The organism is Zwartia hollandica (genome assembly GCF_019923725.1).
GTDB lineage: Bacteria > Pseudomonadota > Gammaproteobacteria > Burkholderiales > Burkholderiaceae_B > Zwartia > Zwartia hollandica.
Genome location: NZ_JAHXRI010000010.1, coordinates 449,790 through 466,621, shown reverse-complemented (window position 1 = coordinate 466,621; position 16,832 = coordinate 449,790). Strand labels below are relative to the sequence as shown.

The window sequence follows — 16,832 nt, the reverse complement described above, 5'->3', positions numbered from 1 at the left end:
CCTTGTTCAAGATGAACGGAAGATGAACGAACGGTTCAGGAAACGTACACACTAGAAGCTGCATGATGACGCCATAGATTAATGATTTAGGAGCTATTGCATGTTCAAGCGCGTCATCCAAACCCTATTGTCGGCCATTCTAGGTGCGGGCGTCTTCGCCGCCTACGCAGGGGATACAACTCCGGCTGCCCAGTTGCAGCGCTTTGAGGTTGCGGCCGGTCGCGCAGGTAATGCGGAAGCCGGACAGCTTTTTTTTACCTCGACACACGGTTCAAAGTGGACCTGCGCCTCCTGCCACGGTGAGACGCCTACGAAAGTAGCAAAGCATGCGAGCACGGGTAAGCCGATTGATCCCCTAGCGCCCAGCGCAAACCCGGCAGCTTTAACGGACTCTGCGCGAGTGGATAAGTGGTTTCGTCGCAACTGCAAGGACGTCTTGTCGCGTGAGTGCACACCGGCAGAGAAGTCTGACGTCATCGCATTTTTGTTGTCGCTCAAGCTATGAAGAACACAATCACAAGCCTTGGACTGGCAATACTGTTCGCTGCCTCTTTGGGCGGAACAATGGTGAAAGCGGCGGGATCTAAAGATCTACTGCCCCCCACGATTTCCGAGAAGTATCGGACCGAATGTGCCTCTTGCCATCTGGCTTATCCGCCCGCCTTACTTCCGGTCGCATCGTGGCGTAGGCTCTTGAGTCACTTGGACAATCATTACGGCGTCGATGCATCGCTAGAGCCGGCAGAGGTCTTAGAAATCTCGAAGTGGCTCGAGCCCTTGGCAGGCATCTACAAGAAAGTCCGCGAAGAGCCCGCAGAAGATCGGATCACCAAGGCGGCATGGTTCGTCCGGGAGCATCGCAAGATTGATGCTGAGGTTTGGTTGCGACCAAGCGTAAAGAGCGCCTCCAATTGTGCGGCCTGTCACACCACTGCCGACGAAGGCAATTACAACGATAAGTTTGTGAGGATACCGAAATGAGCATGACCTTGAATCCATCGAGTATTAAAGTTGCGGCACATGGCACGACAAGACGCGTGAACGATCTCGCAACGAGAACGTTTCACTGGTTGTTTGCCTTTTCTTTCCTGGGGGCCTATGTCACAGCGGACGTTGAGCGTCTGCGCGGCGTGCATGTCGCCTTGGGCTATACCATGCTCGGCTTACTAGGATTTAGGATTGTCTGGGGCTTGGTGGGACCTAAGCATGTCCGGTTCAAATTGCTCTTTGGCAAGCTATCTGGACTGCGCAAGTGGTTCAACGACGTGAAACATGTTCGAAGCATTGCAGCGATACCATGGAAGCAAGGTCAAAACCTGCTCATGGCGCTCGTCGTAGCGGGCCTGTTGGTGCTTGTTTTGCCCTTGGTGGGTTCTGGTTACCTAGTCAACAACGACTTGGGCGGCAAGATCATCGAAAGCGCCCATGAGTTTTTCGGAGAGCTGTATCTTTGGATCGTTGTCGGTCACTTGGGTCTAATCGCCTTGATTAGCCTTTTGCGGCTGCGCAACATAGCATCTCCGATGGTCACAGGAAGGGTCCCGGGCCCCGGTCCAGACCTGGTTAAAGCGGATCAGCGACTTTGGGCTGCAATGCTGGTGCTGGGTTGCGTTGGTTGGTGGGTGTGGTCGCTTTTTCGCTAGTGCTCACCCTTAGGCTGGGCGGACTGACCCAGCGATAATTCCATCTGGTGGTAATACCATGGCCTGCTCCGTGTTTTTTATACGGCGCAGGTCATTTTTGTGATTCAATTTTCCCTATTGTTTGTTAAATCTCCGCTGTTGTGTCGCAACACCGGAACCTGTTTTTTTCGTTTACGAAAGGGTCTTCGATGAATTTCTTGTTCACTGATGAAGAAGAGCAACTACGTGCAACAGTGCGTGCGTTTTTGTTAGAGCACTTTACAGAAGAAGTGCGGGCTGAAAACATGGCCGGCAAGCGAGGCGAGGGCTGGGGTCCAGCGATCCGCAAATTTTTTGATACCGTGAACGATAAGCGTTGGTTCGCCTGGAGCTGGCCAACCGAGTTCGGTGGTGGCGGTGGAAACCGGACTGCACAGTTTGTGATTGAAGAAGAGTTTTACCGCTATACCGGCATCACGCTTGGCGGTGGCACCGGTGCACCTGCGATTCTGTCCTTTGGTACTGAAGCCCAAAAGAAAGAGTTTGTGCCGGGTGCGATTAAACGTGAAATTATTTTCTGTCAGGGCTATAGCGAACCAGGCTGTGGCACCGACTTAGCCGGTATTCGTTGTCGCGCAAAGCGCGTCGGCGATAAATACATTATTACCGGGCAAAAGATTTACACGACCAATGCACAGAATGCGACGCACATTTTTTTGATGTGCCGTACGGATCCTGATTCGGTTAGACATCGTGGCCTGTCTATCTTGCTCGTACCCATGGGCATGCCAGGCATGACAGTACGACCACTATGGACAGTGCAAAACGACCCGCCAGCTCCGTTTGGGACGACTTACGGTGAAGAGCGCACCAACGAAGTGTTCTTTGACGATGTCGAAGTGCCTGCTTCGTGCCTGCTCGGTGAAGAGGGCGGCGGCTGGGAAGTTGCCCGTCGCGGCTTGAACTTGGATCGCGTTGGTGCCTGGCGCTATTTGATCTCGGTGATGCGCGATGAAGACATCGTGAACTGGCTGCATGGCGACGGCGAATTGCAAGACTCCTTGCGCGAAGATGCACAAGTTCGCGACAAAGTGGCAGAGATGTGGACCGAAGCAGAAGTCTGCCGCCTGATGACGATGCGCAGCATCAGTATTGAGCAGCATGGCGGCAAGTTCACCTACGAAGGCTCCGCAGAAAAAGTATTCGCACCGGAGCACAGTGTGCGCACGACCGAAGCGATTAGCCAGATCTTGGGGCCTTATGCACAGCTGATGCAAGGTTCGCCCGATGCGATTGAGAAGGGCGTCTTTGCACACAACATCTTGGGTGCCTATCAGTCCACGATCAATCATGGCAGCGTGCAGGTGATGCGTGATCAAGTCGCCCGTATTGGCTTGGGCTTGCCCCGCGCAGCGAAATAAAGAATAGGTGAATCGATAATGGATATTTTGCTTGACGATCAAGAGATACAGATCAAAGAGGCTGCGTCTGAGTTTTTGGCGGGTGAGTGCTCCTCAGCGCTTGTCCGGCAGGTCGAGACCGATGCGTTGCAATACGCGCCTGCACTTTGGACGAAGTTTGCGGAAAACGGCTGGTTGCAACTTTGTTTGTCAGAAAAGAATGGTGGCGAGGCATTGCCTCTCACCTACTTAGGCCTGCTGTTTGAATTGGCCGGTTATCACATTGCGCCGATTCCGTTGCACTCGACGATGGTGCCAGCCATGGTCATTGATCGGCATGGCAGTCCAGAGCAGCAACAGTTGTTGCAAGGTGTGCTGGCAGGTGAACTGATTCTCAGTCATGCCGTTGCCGAGAAAAACGGACGCTGGACTACCGATTCAATCGTTCTTGACGGTCGTGTCGAAGGCAATGAGTTGGTCTTGAATGGCGTAAAGAGCTTTGTCGGAAGCTTCCGTGCTTCGCAGCTTTGTCTGGTACTGTATCGTGAAGCGCAAGCGCCCCATAACCTGGGCGCCGTCCTTGTGTCAACCAACGCCCAAGGCTTGTCGAGCGAAGCCTTGGTCTCCATGGCCAAAGATGGCGAAGCAAACCTTAAATTCGAGAACGTGCGGGTGCCTTTGACTGCACGGATCGGACAAAGCGCTAGCGGTAATGCGGTCGCACATGAAGTCATGGACTTGTCGGCAGTGCTTTATGCCTCAATGATGGCGGGCGCTGGTCGCAGAACCCTGGACATGGCTGTTGCACATGCCAAGCAGCGGGAAGCCTTTGGACAGCCTATTGGAGCGTTCCAGGCGATCCAGCATCTGTGTGCAAACATGGTGAACGCCATCGATGGCACAACGATGTTGTCACGCGAGGCCTTGTGGCGCATGGATCAACAACTTCCCTGTCGCGTCAATGTTGCTCAGGCAAAATCTTTCGGTAACGAGCAATGCATGATGGTGGTGCGCTCGGCGCAACAGATCCATGGTGGTATGGGCTTTATTCGTGACTTTGACTTGAACCTTTGGTATCGTCGTGTGGCTTCCTGGAGTTTGCGAGGGGGCACAGCTGCAGAGCATCGTCGCACCATTGCAGCCGCGCTGTTAGATCAGCCAGGTAAAGTGCGCATCGGAGCGATCCCACAACAATAGTTGTAGGTGGTTCGCGGTCACCAAGAGGCGAAAGTTAGTCGCACTAAATGATTTCTACTTTCGCCTCGTTTCCATCCCTGTACGTTGCTACGTTGCTGATGTTGGTCAGCACGGGGCTCTTTAACACTTACGTCGCCTTAAAACTGACCTCTGAGTCGGTGAGCGCCTTATGGATTGGTGCGCTGATGTCGGCTTATTACGTAGGTTTATGCACAGGAGCTCGCGTTGGCAACTACTTGATCCTTCAAGTAGGACATATTCGTGCCTGCGCCACCGCTGCCGTTGTGTCGATTTGTTCAATACTCGCACAGAGTTTGTTTGATTCTCTGCCCGTCTGGATTGGACTTCGCCTAATCGTGGGCATTGCGATGTCCATTCAATATATCGTCGTTGAGAGCTGGTTGCATGCGCAAACGCAGAATACCCATCGCGGCCGGGTGATGTCCGTGTATTTGGTGATGTCCAGCACTGGAACGGCGCTCGGGCAGCTTGCAATCACGCTGTACCCTACACTTGATTTACGCATCCTCATCTTTGTCGCACTGTGCCAAGCATTGAGCTTGCTCCCCATTCTGCTCGCGAAGTTGAAGCCCCCCGTTATGCAACTGCCCACGCCTGTGGACCTCAGGTACTTTTCTAAGGTAGCGCCTATGGCGTTAATCACGGCTTTCTTCTCTGGCAATATTTCAGCGTCTTTTTATGGATTGGCTGCGGTCTATGCGGCGGACCAAGGGTTCAGCACAAGACAAGTTGCTTTTTATACGGCGACGACTGTCATCGCAGGGCTCGTGGCGCAATGGCCGATGGGCTGGTTATCCGATCGCGTTGATCGGGCTAAGCTCGTACGAAATAATGCGTTGATCTTTACAGCAATTGCCGCGTTGATGTGGGGTTGGGTCAGTTGGCCGTATTGGCTGATGCTTTTGTTCTCCGCTGGTCTGGGTGTCATTCAATTTACGCTTTATGGTTTAGCCTCTGGGCTTTCCAATGACCGAGTTCAAGAAGATAGGCGGGTCGGTGCGTCCGCTGTAGTCTTGATTGTGTACAGCGTGGGTGCTGCCTTGGGTCCGTTGCTTTCAGGTGCCTTGATGCGCCTGGGCGGGACGGGCATGCTTTATGTCTTTAGCTCCGTATGCGCCTTGCTCCTCGTATTGTGTATGACGCGGTTTAGCACACGCCGAACACGCTAGCGTGATAAGATTTTCGTCACTCAGATCATAGCGAACGACCCCCGATGGCAAGATGTGTGCTCCAACGGTTATTGCTTCTAGTAATAACAATGACCTTGCCCATGATGACGATGGCTGGAGAGGTGAGCGTTGCGGTAGCATCTAATTTCACCGCACCCATGAAGGTCATCGCGCAAGCCTTTGAGCGCGATACTGGGCATAAGGCCATTCTGTCATTTGGCGCCACAGGGCAGTTTTATGCTCAGATCAAGAACGGTGCACCCTTTACTGTCTTGCTGGCGGCCGATGACGAGACGCCCGCAAGATTAGAGCGAGAAGGTGTTGCTGTGCTAGGAACCCGCTTTACGTATGCAACGGGAAAAGTCGTACTGTGGAGCAAGAAGGCTGATCTTGTCGATGCCAAGGGCGAGATTCTTAAAACAGGAAAATTTGACAAGCTTGCGCTCGCAAATCCAAAGCTTGCACCCTATGGCGCTGCAGCCATACAGGTCCTCGAGAAAATGAACCTCACCAAGCAACTCGGACCTAAGCTTGTTGAAGCCTCAAACATTGGTCAGACCTTCCAATTCGTTTCATCTGGGAATGCAGCACTTGGTTTTGTTGCGCTTTCCCAGGTATTTGAAAACGGCAAACTCAAAGAAGGTTCTGGCTGGGTGGTCCCGTCTAACCTGTATAGTCCAATTAAGCAGGATGCTGTGTTGCTAACGTCAGGCAAAGCGAATGGGGCTGCTCAAGCCCTGTTGCAGTACTTGCGTAGCGATAAAGCAAAAGCCATCATCGTATCCTTCGGGTACGACCTTTAGAGTTTGCCCCCAATGACAAGCCCCATTACTCCGGATGCCTGGCAAGCGATAGGCCTGACGCTTAAGCTGGCGGCGCTAACAACGATCATTCTCTTGTTAGTGGCGACACCGATCGCGTGGTGGTTGTCCCAGACCCGCTCTAAATGGCGTGCGTCCATCAGTGCAATGGTGACTCTGCCTTTGGTCTTGCCCCCCACCGTGCTGGGATTTTATTTATTGGTACTGTTAGGCCCGCAAGGATGGGTCGGAATGTTGACGCAGGGCTTGGGTCTGGGCTTGATGTCATTTTCTTTTAGCGGTATTTTGATTGGGTCTATTGTTTTTTCCTTGCCTTTTGCCGTGCAACCTATTCAGTATGCGTTTGAAGCCATCGGCCGTCGCCCGCTCGAGGTTGCAGCGACCTTGCGTGCAACACCCCTGGATGCTTTCTTTACGGTTGCTCTGCCTTTAGCCAAGCCGGGGTTGTTAACCGCAACGGTTCTAACCTTTGCGCACACCGTGGGCGAGTTCGGTGTGGTTCTCATGATTGGTGGAAACATACCCGGTCAAACGCGTGTGGTATCGACACAGATCTTTGGGCATGTCGAGGCGATGGAATACACCCAGGCCCATTGGCTGGCGGCTGGAATGGTGATTTTTTCTTTTGCTGTGTTGCTCTGCTTGTCGTTATTAAAAAGGCGCTCAGATAGGGTGCTGCCATGACGAACTCTAAGGCACTTCGGCTTGCTCTTTCTTTACGGCGACAAAGCTTTGCGCTTGAGGTAGATCTTGAGCTGCCTGCTCGTGGCGTCACCGTCTTGTTTGGCCCCTCGGGCTCAGGCAAGACGACGATCCTGCGCTGCGTGGCGGGCTTGGAGCGTGCGCAGGGCCTCGTCACGATTGGTGATACGGTTTGGCAGGACGATGCGCATGCGAAGTGGGCACCGACCTGGCAGCGCGACTTAGGCTATGTGTTCCAAGAGGCTAGCCTGTTCGAACACCTGAGCGTGCAGGCCAATCTTGTGTATGGCATTAAGCGGACAAATAAGCCTGGTGGTGAGGCAGCACTCAAAGCGGCCACCACACTCTTAGGTATTGAACATCTCGCTGACCGGGACACCACAAGTTTGTCGGGTGGTGAGCGCCAGCGTGTGGCCATTGCACGTGCGCTGGCGACACAGCCGAAGATCTTGTTGTTGGATGAGCCGCTAGCATCACTCGACAGTGCGCGCCGTCAGGAGATCTTGCCGTGGCTCGAGCGGCTGCATAACGAATTGAGTATTCCTGTCTTGTACGTGACGCACGCGATGGAGGAGCTCACGCGTCTAGCAGACCACGTGGTGCTGCTAGATAACGGACGGGTAAAGGTAGAGGGCTCTGTGAGCCAGACGCTATCAGATTCTGTCTTCGCTTCGCACGCGGGGTCAGAGGCGGGCGCCGTGTTGGCAGGCTCTGTCGCCGAGCATGACAACACGTATCACTTAACTTGCATTGACGTCAGTGGTGCCCGCCTGTGGGTACGGCAAAAAGAACTCGCGGTTGGTACCGCAGTGCGGGTTCACATACACGCTAGCGATGTCAGCTTAGCGCTGATCGAGCCGCGCGACAGTTCGATTCAAAATAAGATATGCGGTGTGATCGAGAGCATCAATGATGATGCGCACCCCGCCAGCTGTTTGGTTGGTATTCGGTATCAAGACCAGCGCTTACTGGCACGCGTCACCCGTAAGGCCTTGGTGACGCTTGGGTTGAATGTCGGGACTGTGGTGTGGGCCCAGATTAAATCGGTTGCGCTAGCTTAGTGTGTGTAGGGTACGGATCGCGCGATCCAATACACAACGCCTACCAAAGCGGATGCCCCGGTCATCGTGCCGCCTAATAGTCTCCAGGTCATTCTGTGCAATTCTTGATGTAGATCGGTTTTCGTTGCAAACGTCTCTAACCGCGTTTCGATACGGGCCAAGCGATCGCATGTCTCTACTGCAAATTTTTCCAAGGAAATAATCCGTGCTTCCATCTAACAAATCCTAAAACTGTTGGATGAAAATTGTCTCAAGTTCTCATCACGCCCACAAGCGTAGAAGTGCTACAAATTGTGACAGAGCCGTCGGGAGGAAAACTCAGGTTAGCGTCCATCGCGATTCCCTTTAGTGTGGCTCCTGCGTGCTGTTCACTGGCCAAGGTGGCCAAACCGTCGCATCAATTCTACGGTGGCGCCATCGGCCATCAGGTCGCGCTCCAGCCGATAAGTGTCCCCAAAAAAAGCTTGACTGGCGACGCGGTCATTTAGGACAGTTCTAAGGACGCCCAACGCCGCTTCTCGGTCAAAAATGCTTTCCATATAAAGGACTCTTGACCCAGCAGAGCCGGGACCGAACGCGTATACAAAATATTGGAACTGCAAATTTCCTTCGCGCGGTGTTTTCGGACCGGTAATGACCGCAAGCGCTTTTTCAAACTCTCCCGGTTTGAGTTTTTTACTGAGTTCGCGCACGGCCTGATCTAGAGCTTCGATCTGTACATTTGCAGCATCTGCTGCATTGGCGAGAAGCAATGGTGCAAGCGCGCGAGAGTAGCGGGTAATGGAAGCCATGTCGACATTTTCGCGGCTTAATACATTATCGATATAAGCGCGTGACAGCGACAAGATCTTCTGCTGACGCACTCTTTGTGCTTCGGTAAATGATGCCTTGGCCAGATCTGCCTCGGCAATATCCACATTCTTGACTAACGTCCTCAATCGCTCAATCCAAGGCTGCTTTGTTGGGCTCTCGAGTAGTCCTATCGACGCCGAGTGAACACCTAGAGGAAGATGTGAAATTGACTTGAGTTCGTGATAAAGAGGCGGCGAATAGGGTAGGGAGCCCAAATCCTCTCCCCTAATCAAGGTAACGGTGTGTGTTACCAGAAAGACGGGTTGATCACTCTTTAATGCAAGTGCTCGTGCGGCTCCGTAAGACTCTCTTGCCGCTGCATTTAGATCGTTGAACAAGGAGGGTGTTGGACTTTGCGCATAGGTGGGCAGAATCAAGGCAAAAAAGACTAAAACAGCTCTAAGGATGATTCTGTACATGTCAGGTCCAATATCAGGTTAGATGGATTTGTATCCGATGGCTAGGGCACGAGTATTGCATCCAAATCCCTTTTGCGCTCACCTTATTCCTCGCGCTTGCTTAGAAGCGCAAAAAATTTTCACAAGGCCGTTGGGGCAAAAAAAAGCACCGTTAGGTGCTTTATCTCCCTGACTTTGTGGCGGGACAGCCTTGATGACATTACAAATCGCCTGAAGTGCTGCAATCGCAGGTTTTTTGCTTTTGGTCTGCGGGAGGGATACGAACTCTGGGCACCCTCCCTAAAACGCCACCCTTAAACCCACACTCCCGCCATACAGCGTCTGCCCTGTCCTAGCCTCGACCGAGACGCCTGCATAGGCGTAGGCGCTGTCAGCGACTTTCACTGTGCCGTACAAACCTGCCTGCACAAACGTAGAGCCTGCTGTGGGGGTGGTGACGCTGCTTGAGTAGCCACCGAGGGTGGTATTGAGTGTTGGGTTGAGCAAGCCCTGCGAGTCAGCACCGATGGCGAGGTTCGCACGGTAGGTGTATTCATCTTTGAGTGGGTCTTTGTTCAGTGACCCGGCGCCCACTCCGATCACTCCACGCACGCCGTTGGCGTTCATCCGTCCTACGGTAAGCGCTGCAGCACTTGCGCCCTCATCGTAGGATGCTTGGCCCACGTACTGGTAAGTGAGGCGCACATAAGGGGTGATGCGCAAACCGCTCGTCTCAAACGGACGGCTCAAGCCTGCGCTCACCAGCACATCGTTACCCATGACAGACTTGTTGCTAAAGCCACTGCTGATACCGGTAACGTCGCTGCGCGAGAGGTTGGTGGAACTTAGGCCAAGGCTCACCATACCGTCGAGTACATAATCTTCTGCCACAGGCATCTTGCCGTAGAGGAACAAAGCGCCCTGCTGGATGGTGCTGTTGCCACCCGTGGCATTGACCGTGGTGTTTGAGAGTGCTAAGCCACCACCAAGCTTTAAGCCAAGCGCAGCGTTTGTATATGCATCCACACCAAACACGGCTTGGTATAGGTTGTTGTTAAAGCCATTGCCACCGCTGTTACCTGAACGCTCACCGCGCTGGTAGGCGATCTCACCCCAGGCACGACCGTCTGCTACGGCTGCACTCGTGATGTTTGCGGACTTCGGGTTGACGGCGGGATTTGAACTCATGTTGGCAGTAGGTAGCCCCGAGGGGTTATTACCTGTGACAGCACCTGACGATAAGGGGGTGGGTGTATTGCCAGCACCGCCACCAAGTTGATTCGGAGCCATCGGGAAGTCGCCTAAGCGTGCCAACACCGCTTGCTGCACGCGCTGTGTCGTCTGGGGAAGCGTGGCTGCTGAGGCTGCGTGGATCTCACCCGAGAGGGATTGCGCAAAGCTTGGAAGACTTGCTGCGGTTTGACCAGAAACGGCATAAAGCAAGGAGTCTTGTGCTGCCGTAGCAGCACCCGTCTTGTTAACGCCTAAGAGCTGATCCAAGACATTCGCGACTTCCTTGGCGTTCGTGGTGCTTGATGACAACGTAGAACTGTAAGAAGTCGGCGTCACAGCCAGATCAAGGCTACTGCTGCTGTTGACGTTATAGAACGCGATGAACTGTGTGCCACTAGCGAGCTCAGCGGGTTGTGTGAGTGTGCTGAAGCGACCCGAGATACCACCGGTCGCTGTCACCATACGGAAGCGATCGCCAAGTGCTGGGACGTAGATCGCACTGCCGTAGCCTGATTCACTTGCGTTAAACAAATTTGATAAGCGCGGCGTAAGCGTCGCGCCCGAATTAATCACCAGTTGACTGCCGACATTCACAAAGGAGTAATAGCCTGAAGCACCCACAGGCGTTGCGCTGCTTGCTTGCACGTTGCCAGCAATGTCTTGCTGATAGGTTGACCCAGAGTTCAGTGTCAGATTTTTAGTGAAAGACAAATAGCCCGGCGAGTTACCCGGCTTAAGCACACCACTCACAATGCTGTTACCCGCAATCGTGCCTGTACCCATCAGCGTACCCGCAGAGGCTACGAACACATCACCCGTACCTGTGGGTGAACCACCCGCCAGTGATAGCGTGCCGCCCGTTACTGTTGTGCCACCTGAATAGGTATTGGCACCACTTAACACTGTTGTGCCCGAGCCAGTAAAGGTCAAGGACCCTGCACCAGAGAACACACCCGACAACCTAGCACTACCTGAGGTGGGATTCTGAATCGTGCTTGCACCAGCCACACTAAAGGCAGTGCTTGAGCTATCACCACTTAACAGCACAAGCGTGCCACCAGACAAGACAGGACTCGCACCAAGTGAAGCCAGCCCAACGCTTGTGCCACTAGAGACGGTTGAGACGCTTGTTCCGCTGGACGATGAGCCCGAGCCACTACCAGAACCACCCGTTCCAGGCAGCGTGATGAGTAAGTTCCAGATGCCGGACTCAGATGCTGTCTCGCTCAACGTAAAGGCGTAGCCATCTGCTGTGCCACTTGTGTTAGCGAGGTTTGCTGCCGCGATACCGCTCAACACTGAACTCAGTGTCGTATTTAAGATAGAGCTATCCGCTGTGGATAAGGAAGAAATTCCAAATGTCATGGTCCCTGTGACAAGGTTTCCAGACAATTTACCGAAGTCAGTGGTACTCGCAATGATGATGTTGTAATTAACGGGTAGGTTACCCCTATACGTTAGAGCGCTACTGCTGGCTCCCTGTTGGTTGTTAAGTGTGGTGATGACTCCGGTATTTCTGATGCCGTAATTCGTAGTCGGGGTTTGGCCACTGAAGCCACCAGGCCCAGCAGCTCCTCCAGCCCCCCCCGCACCCATAAGGATAGAGCCTGTGTTGGTGAGGTTGGTAATGGTACCCGAGTTAAAAATTCCGGGGCCACCAACCCCGCCCCAACCACCGCTGCCACCGAACTGGGCGCCGGGTCCGCCGGGTCCACCAGCGCCACCAGCGCCACCTTTGATTTGACCCGAATTCACTAAATTTGTGATTGTGCTAGTGTTGTAGAGGCCATAGCCTCCTGAAGAGCCATCACCACCAGTCCCGCCAAACATCGTCTCCGTAGGGGCACCAGGACTACCCGCACTCCCAATGCCTCCGACAACTGCCGGGACAATGCTGCTTGAGATATTGATTAAGTTAACGTTGCCTGTCGCGGCTATGCCATTTGAACCCTGACCGACCTCAACAGCACTTCCAGTAACCGATCCCCCAGCACCAACCTCCACAGACCCAGACGTCACGGTGCAGGTCGAAACTGCTGTAGTGATACTGGAATCACAGATTGCAGCAGCAGTCGCAGGAAGATGAATCGTAACTAAGCTAACGGCTACAAGCTGGAGCATTAGGTGCGACCAACCGTTTCGCTTTACCTGACAAAGTATCGATTTTGTAGTCCGTGATGAGAAGGTATGCAATCTATGCTCTCGAGTGAATGGCATAACACTAGGCGATGCGTTCTTCGCGTGCCATGACTGCGGCGACCGGAGGGTCGTCGCTAGTTAACGTGTGAGCATTGTGTGGATAGAAAGTGGGCTTGCCATCCTACGATCGTAGGAGTGCGGAAGAAAAAACAGGTATTTTGCGAGGTTTTACGCGGTTACTTGCCGTCAATGCTGGCGCTTAAAGCAATTAGCTCCGTAAGTGAGGACAAACAGAGTTTTTCCATCACTTCAGACTTGTATTGCTTGACGGTTGGCAGTGCGAGCCCGAGTTCGTTGACGAGCTGTTTATTGTCATAGCCTTTTGCCATCAGACTAAATACCTGCCTCTCACGGGGGGTCAGGGTTTTGAGGGCGGCAGCCAAGCGGGTCTGGCGCCCCGTCTCATCCATCACAGTCTTGCTCTGCTCCATCGCGCGTGCGACCGCACTCAACAGCGCATCACGGCCAAACGGTTTTAATAAAAAATCAAAGGCACCATTCTTAAAGGCCTTGATGATTTGTTCATCTGAGCTTGCACCACTAATAAAAATAATCGGGAGTTGATGACCTTTTTCAAGTAAATCAGCTTGTAACTGAACGCCGCTTTTTTTGGGCATACGCATGTCTGTGACCAAGACCGCGGGCACCAAAGGCTCGAACTCGCTTAAAAACCCCTCTGGATCAGCGAAAGCGAATGTGGTGTAGCCAGAGGCCTGTAAGGCGTGTTCTAAATCAGAACGCAAGTCGTCGTCATCTTCCACTAAAAAAACGAAGTGCTGACCCGAAGGGATGCTCGTTGCGACCGAATTATTCATCGTGGTGTGTTACCCACAGGTATTGAGATCACAAAGCTAACCCCGGCTTGGTTTGGCAAATTTTCGTAGTGGAGGGAGCCTTGATGGCGCTCCACGATATAGCGCGATAACCAAAGACCGACGCCGGTGCCGGTGGATTTAGACGTTGCGAACATATTGAACATCTGCGCCTCCTGCTCTGAGCGAATCCCGGGGCCGCTATCGGTTATCACCAAACAGTATTGCCGCTGCCGGGTAAGGTTACTTTCAATCCGAATCAATTTATTCGATTGGCTGCTGGCATTGAGCGCCTCAATTGCATTCGAAAGCAAGTTAACCACGACTTGCCGAAACAAATGCTCCCAAATTGATAGTTGCTGGCTCACTTGCAACTTCAATTCAATTTGAATATTAGATTGGCTTAATCGATTTGTATACAGCGCAACAACATCACGCACTAGGTCATCCACATTACAAAAATCAGAATGTTCAGCATCGGTTTGAAAAAGTTTTTTTAGATTGACGACTAGCGTAGCTGCTGCGTGATTCGCTTTTCGAATATTACTTAACGGTCGTTTTAGATCGTCGGTCTTTGTATTTGAACCCTCTACGAGATGCAAGGCTTCGTCTGTATTCATTTCAATCCGCGTTAAAAATTGATTGAATTCGTGCGCTAGCCCTGCTGACAATGCACCGCTCTCAATTAACGCTGTACTAGTAGATAGTTTCCTGATCAGATTATCTTTTTCTTTCAGTAGATCCTGGATCCGTTCTAGTTTTTGGCGCTCTTGAATTGCACTCAATGAGTAGTGCTGAGACCAATAAAGACAAATGAGCACTTGAACTAAACAAAAAATCCCTGTTCGAATAACCCTGTTGATCATATCTAGAGCGAGCCAGCCCCCAAACTGATTAACCAACTCAAAATCGTTACTGAAATCGGTGGCTAAGAAGCAGATCCAGGCCAGAGACTGAATCAAACAGAGCCCACAAAAGAGCTGGATAAAGTTCAGAAGATAATTGGGATGCTCTTTAACTTTTGCTCTTGCTTCCCAATAAATCCACGCCATAAAAAGAAGGAAGATGACGCTGCGGAAAATACTTCGCACGAAATCAATTGTGACCTCTTGGAGATCAGTCAACGCCGTTTGATTAAAGATAACAATACTCAAACCTAGTTGCCCGATAAAGAACAGGGATATCAATAGGGATTGACGGTCAAATATTGATTGCCGAGTTGATCTTAGGAACAATGCTTGCAGAATGAAGCAGATAAATAACACTGGGGCTAGCTTGGCAAAGGCTGTCATAAACACAGTCGCCTTCGTTCCAAAATCCGAGTGCGATGTCAGTATCAGCAGCGGAGCAGTGGCCGCAAGAAATGCACACATACTTAGTGCTGCGCCAGTCATCACAATGATAGTTGGCTGGTTCTTGGGTGCTTTAATCCAGAGCGGGGCGCCAAAGATAACATTAGTTAACGCGATACCTGTGGTGAAAAAGACGACGCCCCACGTAAGGATATCCATGCTGACCCAACCGATGATTGATTCGTTGCATCGTAAATTTGGCGGAGAGGGTGGGATTCGAACCCACGGTGGATTTGCACCCACGCCTGATTTCGAGTCAGGTACATTCGACCACTCTGCCACCTCTCCGGGATGCGGTTGGGTAACCGCGAGCACTGGGTCAAGCCCGTAATTCTAGCAGAAACTGCCAAGCCAACCGGTAAACTATAGGCCTTAGCTCTTTGGTTCTATCTAACAAGCGAGACCCGTGCCATGCTCTTCGTCTTATCGCCCGCCAAAAAACTCGACTATGACTCCGCACTGAACGTGCAAACGCACACACAGCCTTTGTTTGTAAAGGAAGCCGCCGTGTTGATCAAGGTGCTCAAGGCCCGTTCCGCGGCCGAGGTGGGTGAGCTGATGGATTTGAGCCCTGCGCTAGCCAAGCTCAACGTCGATCGCTATGCCGCTTGGAAGCCAAGCTTTAATCAGTCCAATTCCCGGCAGGCGATCTTGGCCTTTAATGGTGATGTGTACGAGGGCCTTGAGGCCTCCACACTTAAGCCTAAAGATCTTGAGTGGGCACAAGAGCATGTCGCGATCTTAAGCGGTCTGTATGGCGTGCTAAGGCCCTTAGATCTGATGCAGCCATACCGCTTGGAAATGGGCACCAAACTGGATAATCCAGGTGGCACCAATCTCTATCAGTTCTGGGCAAAGACGATCGCCCCGTATTTGAATGAGCGTCTTGCAAAAGACAAAGCTCCGATCATTGTGAACCTCGCGTCTGAAGAGTATTTCAAATCGGTCGATTCAAAGCAGCTCAAGGCACGTGTGATTCAGTGCGTGTTTCAAGACGGGAAGGGCGCTGCGTGGAAGGTGGTGAGTTTTCATGCAAAACGTGCACGTGGACTGATGGCGCGTTTTGCGATTGAAAACCGCATCGCAAAGCCCGAGGGGCTAAAGAAGTTTGATGCAGAGGGTTACGCGTTTGCCGCAGACGTCTCAACCGAAGATAAGCTCGTGTTCAGACGTCCCGGCGCATAACTACAAGCCGGCTTAGTGCATGCTCCAGCCGTGGCTGACCACTACGGATTGACCGGTTAATGCATTGCTTTCAAAGCCCGCGAGAAAGGCAATGACGTTTGCCACGTCTTCAGTTGTGGTGAACTCGCCGTCGACTGTATCTTTCAGCATGATGTTTTTAATCACTTCGGCTTCGCTGATATTGAAAGCTGCTGCTTGCTCGGGGATTTGTTTTTCGACCAGAGGGGTGCGTACAAAGCCTGGGCAGACCACGTTTGCACGTACGCCCTTGGGACCACCTTCTTTGGCAACCACTCGAGCGAGACCCAAGATGCCATGCTTGGCAGCCACATAGGCTGACTTCAAGCGCGAGGCCTCGTGTGAGTGCACCGAGCCCATGTAAATGATCGAGCCGCCGCGCCCAGCCGCATACATATGCTTGAGCGCTGCTTTGGTGGTTAAGAAGGAGCCGTCTAGGTGAATCGACACGACTTTCTTCCATTCGGCATACGGAAAGTCTTCCACGGGATGCACGATCTGAATGCCAGCGTTTGCAACCAAGATATCGATACTGCCAAATTGTTTAACGGTTTGATCGACGCCCGCATTCACAGCGGCTTCGTCGGTCACGTCCATCACAACACCCATGGCCTTGCCACCTGCTTCTATGATTTGAGTTGCAACCGCGTCTGCAGCGGATTGATTGAGATCCGCAATCACAACGGCTGCCCCTTTTTGTGCGAGGGTGAGGGCGGCTTGGCGACCGATGCCGCTGGCAGCGCCAGTAACTAACGCGACTTTGCCTTTGAGGGACATATCATTTTCCTTA

Annotated in this window: 16 protein-coding genes and 1 tRNA gene; 10 read left to right on the top strand and 7 right to left on the bottom strand. The window is 52.5% G+C overall.

Annotation, left to right across the window (positions count from 1 at the left end):
• The first annotated feature begins 100 nt into the window (after positions 1-100).
• The 9 genes from KZZ10_RS12965 (at position 101) to modC (ending at position 7,993) form a co-directional block, all read left to right on the top strand.
• A complete protein-coding gene (locus tag KZZ10_RS12965; RefSeq protein WP_259661947.1) occupies positions 101-505 on the top strand; it encodes a DUF1924 domain-containing protein in 405 nt (134 codons plus the stop codon).
• Positions 502-981, top strand: coding sequence for a diheme cytochrome c (locus KZZ10_RS12960; protein WP_259661946.1), 480 nt, complete (start codon positions 502-504; stop codon positions 979-981). Before KZZ10_RS12965 ends, KZZ10_RS12960 begins: the two co-directional genes overlap by 4 nt.
• Positions 978-1,643 (top strand): cytochrome b/b6 domain-containing protein, encoded by a 666-nt coding sequence (locus KZZ10_RS12955; protein WP_259661945.1) that lies wholly within the window; start codon positions 978-980, stop codon positions 1,641-1,643. The genes KZZ10_RS12960 and KZZ10_RS12955 overlap by 4 nt, the downstream gene beginning before the upstream one ends.
• 188 nt (positions 1,644-1,831) lie before the next feature.
• Entirely contained in the window at positions 1,832-3,043 is a 1,212-nt protein-coding gene (locus KZZ10_RS12950) for an acyl-CoA dehydrogenase family protein (protein ID WP_259661944.1), read from the top strand.
• Between the two features lie 18 nt (positions 3,044-3,061).
• Positions 3,062-4,219, top strand: a complete 1,158-nt coding sequence (locus KZZ10_RS12945; protein WP_259661943.1) for an acyl-CoA dehydrogenase family protein — start codon at positions 3,062-3,064, stop codon at positions 4,217-4,219.
• Positions 4,220-4,266: 47 nt separating this feature from the next.
• On the top strand, positions 4,267-5,409 hold the full coding sequence (locus KZZ10_RS12940; protein WP_259661942.1) for an MFS transporter: 1,143 nt from the start codon (positions 4,267-4,269) through the stop codon (positions 5,407-5,409).
• A gap of 89 nt (positions 5,410-5,498) precedes the next feature.
• Entirely contained in the window at positions 5,499-6,212 is a 714-nt protein-coding gene (gene modA / locus KZZ10_RS12935; protein WP_259661941.1) for a molybdate ABC transporter substrate-binding protein, read from the top strand.
• A gap of 12 nt (positions 6,213-6,224) precedes the next feature.
• Positions 6,225-6,914 carry a molybdate ABC transporter permease subunit gene (modB, locus tag KZZ10_RS12930; protein ID WP_259661940.1) on the top strand — a complete coding sequence of 230 codons (690 nt, stop codon included), beginning with the start codon at positions 6,225-6,227 and terminating at the stop codon, positions 6,912-6,914.
• Positions 6,911-7,993: a molybdenum ABC transporter ATP-binding protein gene (gene modC, locus KZZ10_RS12925; RefSeq protein ID WP_259661939.1), complete on the top strand. Its 1,083-nt coding sequence runs from the start codon at positions 6,911-6,913 to the stop codon at positions 7,991-7,993. The genes modB and modC overlap by 4 nt, the downstream gene beginning before the upstream one ends.
• Here the strand turns inward: modC and KZZ10_RS12920 are convergent.
• The 6 genes from KZZ10_RS12920 to KZZ10_RS12895 form a co-directional block, all read right to left on the bottom strand.
• Positions 7,990-8,208 (bottom strand): hypothetical protein, encoded by a 219-nt coding sequence (locus KZZ10_RS12920; protein ID WP_259661938.1) that lies wholly within the window; start codon positions 8,206-8,208, stop codon positions 7,990-7,992. The two genes, modC and KZZ10_RS12920, sit on opposite strands and share 4 nt — an antisense overlap.
• A gap of 153 nt (positions 8,209-8,361) precedes the next feature.
• Positions 8,362-9,183: a hypothetical protein gene (locus KZZ10_RS12915; RefSeq protein WP_259661937.1), complete on the bottom strand. Its 822-nt coding sequence runs from the start codon at positions 9,181-9,183 to the stop codon at positions 8,362-8,364.
• A 360-nt stretch (positions 9,184-9,543) separates the two neighbouring features.
• Positions 9,544-12,597: an autotransporter outer membrane beta-barrel domain-containing protein gene (locus tag KZZ10_RS12910; RefSeq protein ID WP_259661936.1), complete on the bottom strand. Its 3,054-nt coding sequence runs from the start codon at positions 12,595-12,597 to the stop codon at positions 9,544-9,546.
• Between the two features lie 254 nt (positions 12,598-12,851).
• Complete coding sequence (locus KZZ10_RS12905) at positions 12,852-13,490, bottom strand: response regulator transcription factor (protein ID WP_259661935.1); 639 nt, start codon at positions 13,488-13,490, stop codon at positions 12,852-12,854.
• Positions 13,487-14,998, bottom strand: coding sequence for a sensor histidine kinase (locus tag KZZ10_RS12900; protein WP_259661934.1), 1,512 nt, complete (start codon positions 14,996-14,998; stop codon positions 13,487-13,489). The genes KZZ10_RS12905 and KZZ10_RS12900 overlap by 4 nt, the downstream gene beginning before the upstream one ends.
• A gap of 39 nt (positions 14,999-15,037) precedes the next feature.
• Positions 15,038-15,127: transfer RNA gene (locus KZZ10_RS12895), tRNA-Ser, on the bottom strand.
• A 123-nt stretch (positions 15,128-15,250) separates the two neighbouring features.
• Here KZZ10_RS12895 and yaaA point away from each other — a divergent pair.
• On the top strand, positions 15,251-16,024 hold the full coding sequence (yaaA, locus tag KZZ10_RS12890; RefSeq protein WP_259661933.1) for a peroxide stress protein YaaA: 774 nt from the start codon (positions 15,251-15,253) through the stop codon (positions 16,022-16,024).
• 12 nt (positions 16,025-16,036) lie between these two features.
• On the opposite strand, the gene KZZ10_RS12885 is transcribed toward yaaA, so the two are convergent.
• Positions 16,037-16,819, bottom strand: a complete 783-nt coding sequence (locus KZZ10_RS12885) for a 3-hydroxybutyrate dehydrogenase (RefSeq protein WP_259661932.1) — start codon at positions 16,817-16,819, stop codon at positions 16,037-16,039.
• Positions 16,820-16,832: the final 13 nt, after the last annotated feature.

Bases quoted from the DNA above. Each gene is read 5' to 3' on its own strand.
- yaaA (WP_259661933.1), top strand. From the start codon at position 15,251: ATGCTCTTCGTCTTATCGCCCGCCAAAAAACTCGACTATGACTCCGCA.
- modC (WP_259661939.1), top strand. From the start codon at position 6,911: ATGACGAACTCTAAGGCACTTCGGCTTGCTCTTTCTTTACGGCGACAA.
- KZZ10_RS12905 (WP_259661935.1), bottom strand. From the start codon at position 13,490: ATGAATAATTCGGTCGCAACGAGCATCCCTTCGGGTCAGCACTTCGTT.
- KZZ10_RS12885 (WP_259661932.1), bottom strand. From the start codon at position 16,819: ATGTCCCTCAAAGGCAAAGTCGCGTTAGTTACTGGCGCTGCCAGCGGC.
- KZZ10_RS12910 (WP_259661936.1), bottom strand. From the start codon at position 12,597: ATGCTCCAGCTTGTAGCCGTTAGCTTAGTTACGATTCATCTTCCTGCG.
- KZZ10_RS12955 (WP_259661945.1), top strand. From the start codon at position 978: ATGAGCATGACCTTGAATCCATCGAGTATTAAAGTTGCGGCACATGGC.
- modA (WP_259661941.1), top strand. From the start codon at position 5,499: ATGACCTTGCCCATGATGACGATGGCTGGAGAGGTGAGCGTTGCGGTA.
- KZZ10_RS12900 (WP_259661934.1), bottom strand. From the start codon at position 14,998: ATGGATATCCTTACGTGGGGCGTCGTCTTTTTCACCACAGGTATCGCG.
- KZZ10_RS12920 (WP_259661938.1), bottom strand. From the start codon at position 8,208: ATGGAAGCACGGATTATTTCCTTGGAAAAATTTGCAGTAGAGACATGC.
- KZZ10_RS12945 (WP_259661943.1), top strand. From the start codon at position 3,062: ATGGATATTTTGCTTGACGATCAAGAGATACAGATCAAAGAGGCTGCG.
- KZZ10_RS12960 (WP_259661946.1), top strand. From the start codon at position 502: ATGAAGAACACAATCACAAGCCTTGGACTGGCAATACTGTTCGCTGCC.
- KZZ10_RS12965 (WP_259661947.1), top strand. From the start codon at position 101: ATGTTCAAGCGCGTCATCCAAACCCTATTGTCGGCCATTCTAGGTGCG.
- KZZ10_RS12950 (WP_259661944.1), top strand. From the start codon at position 1,832: ATGAATTTCTTGTTCACTGATGAAGAAGAGCAACTACGTGCAACAGTG.
- modB (WP_259661940.1), top strand. From the start codon at position 6,225: ATGACAAGCCCCATTACTCCGGATGCCTGGCAAGCGATAGGCCTGACG.
- KZZ10_RS12940 (WP_259661942.1), top strand. From the start codon at position 4,267: ATGATTTCTACTTTCGCCTCGTTTCCATCCCTGTACGTTGCTACGTTG.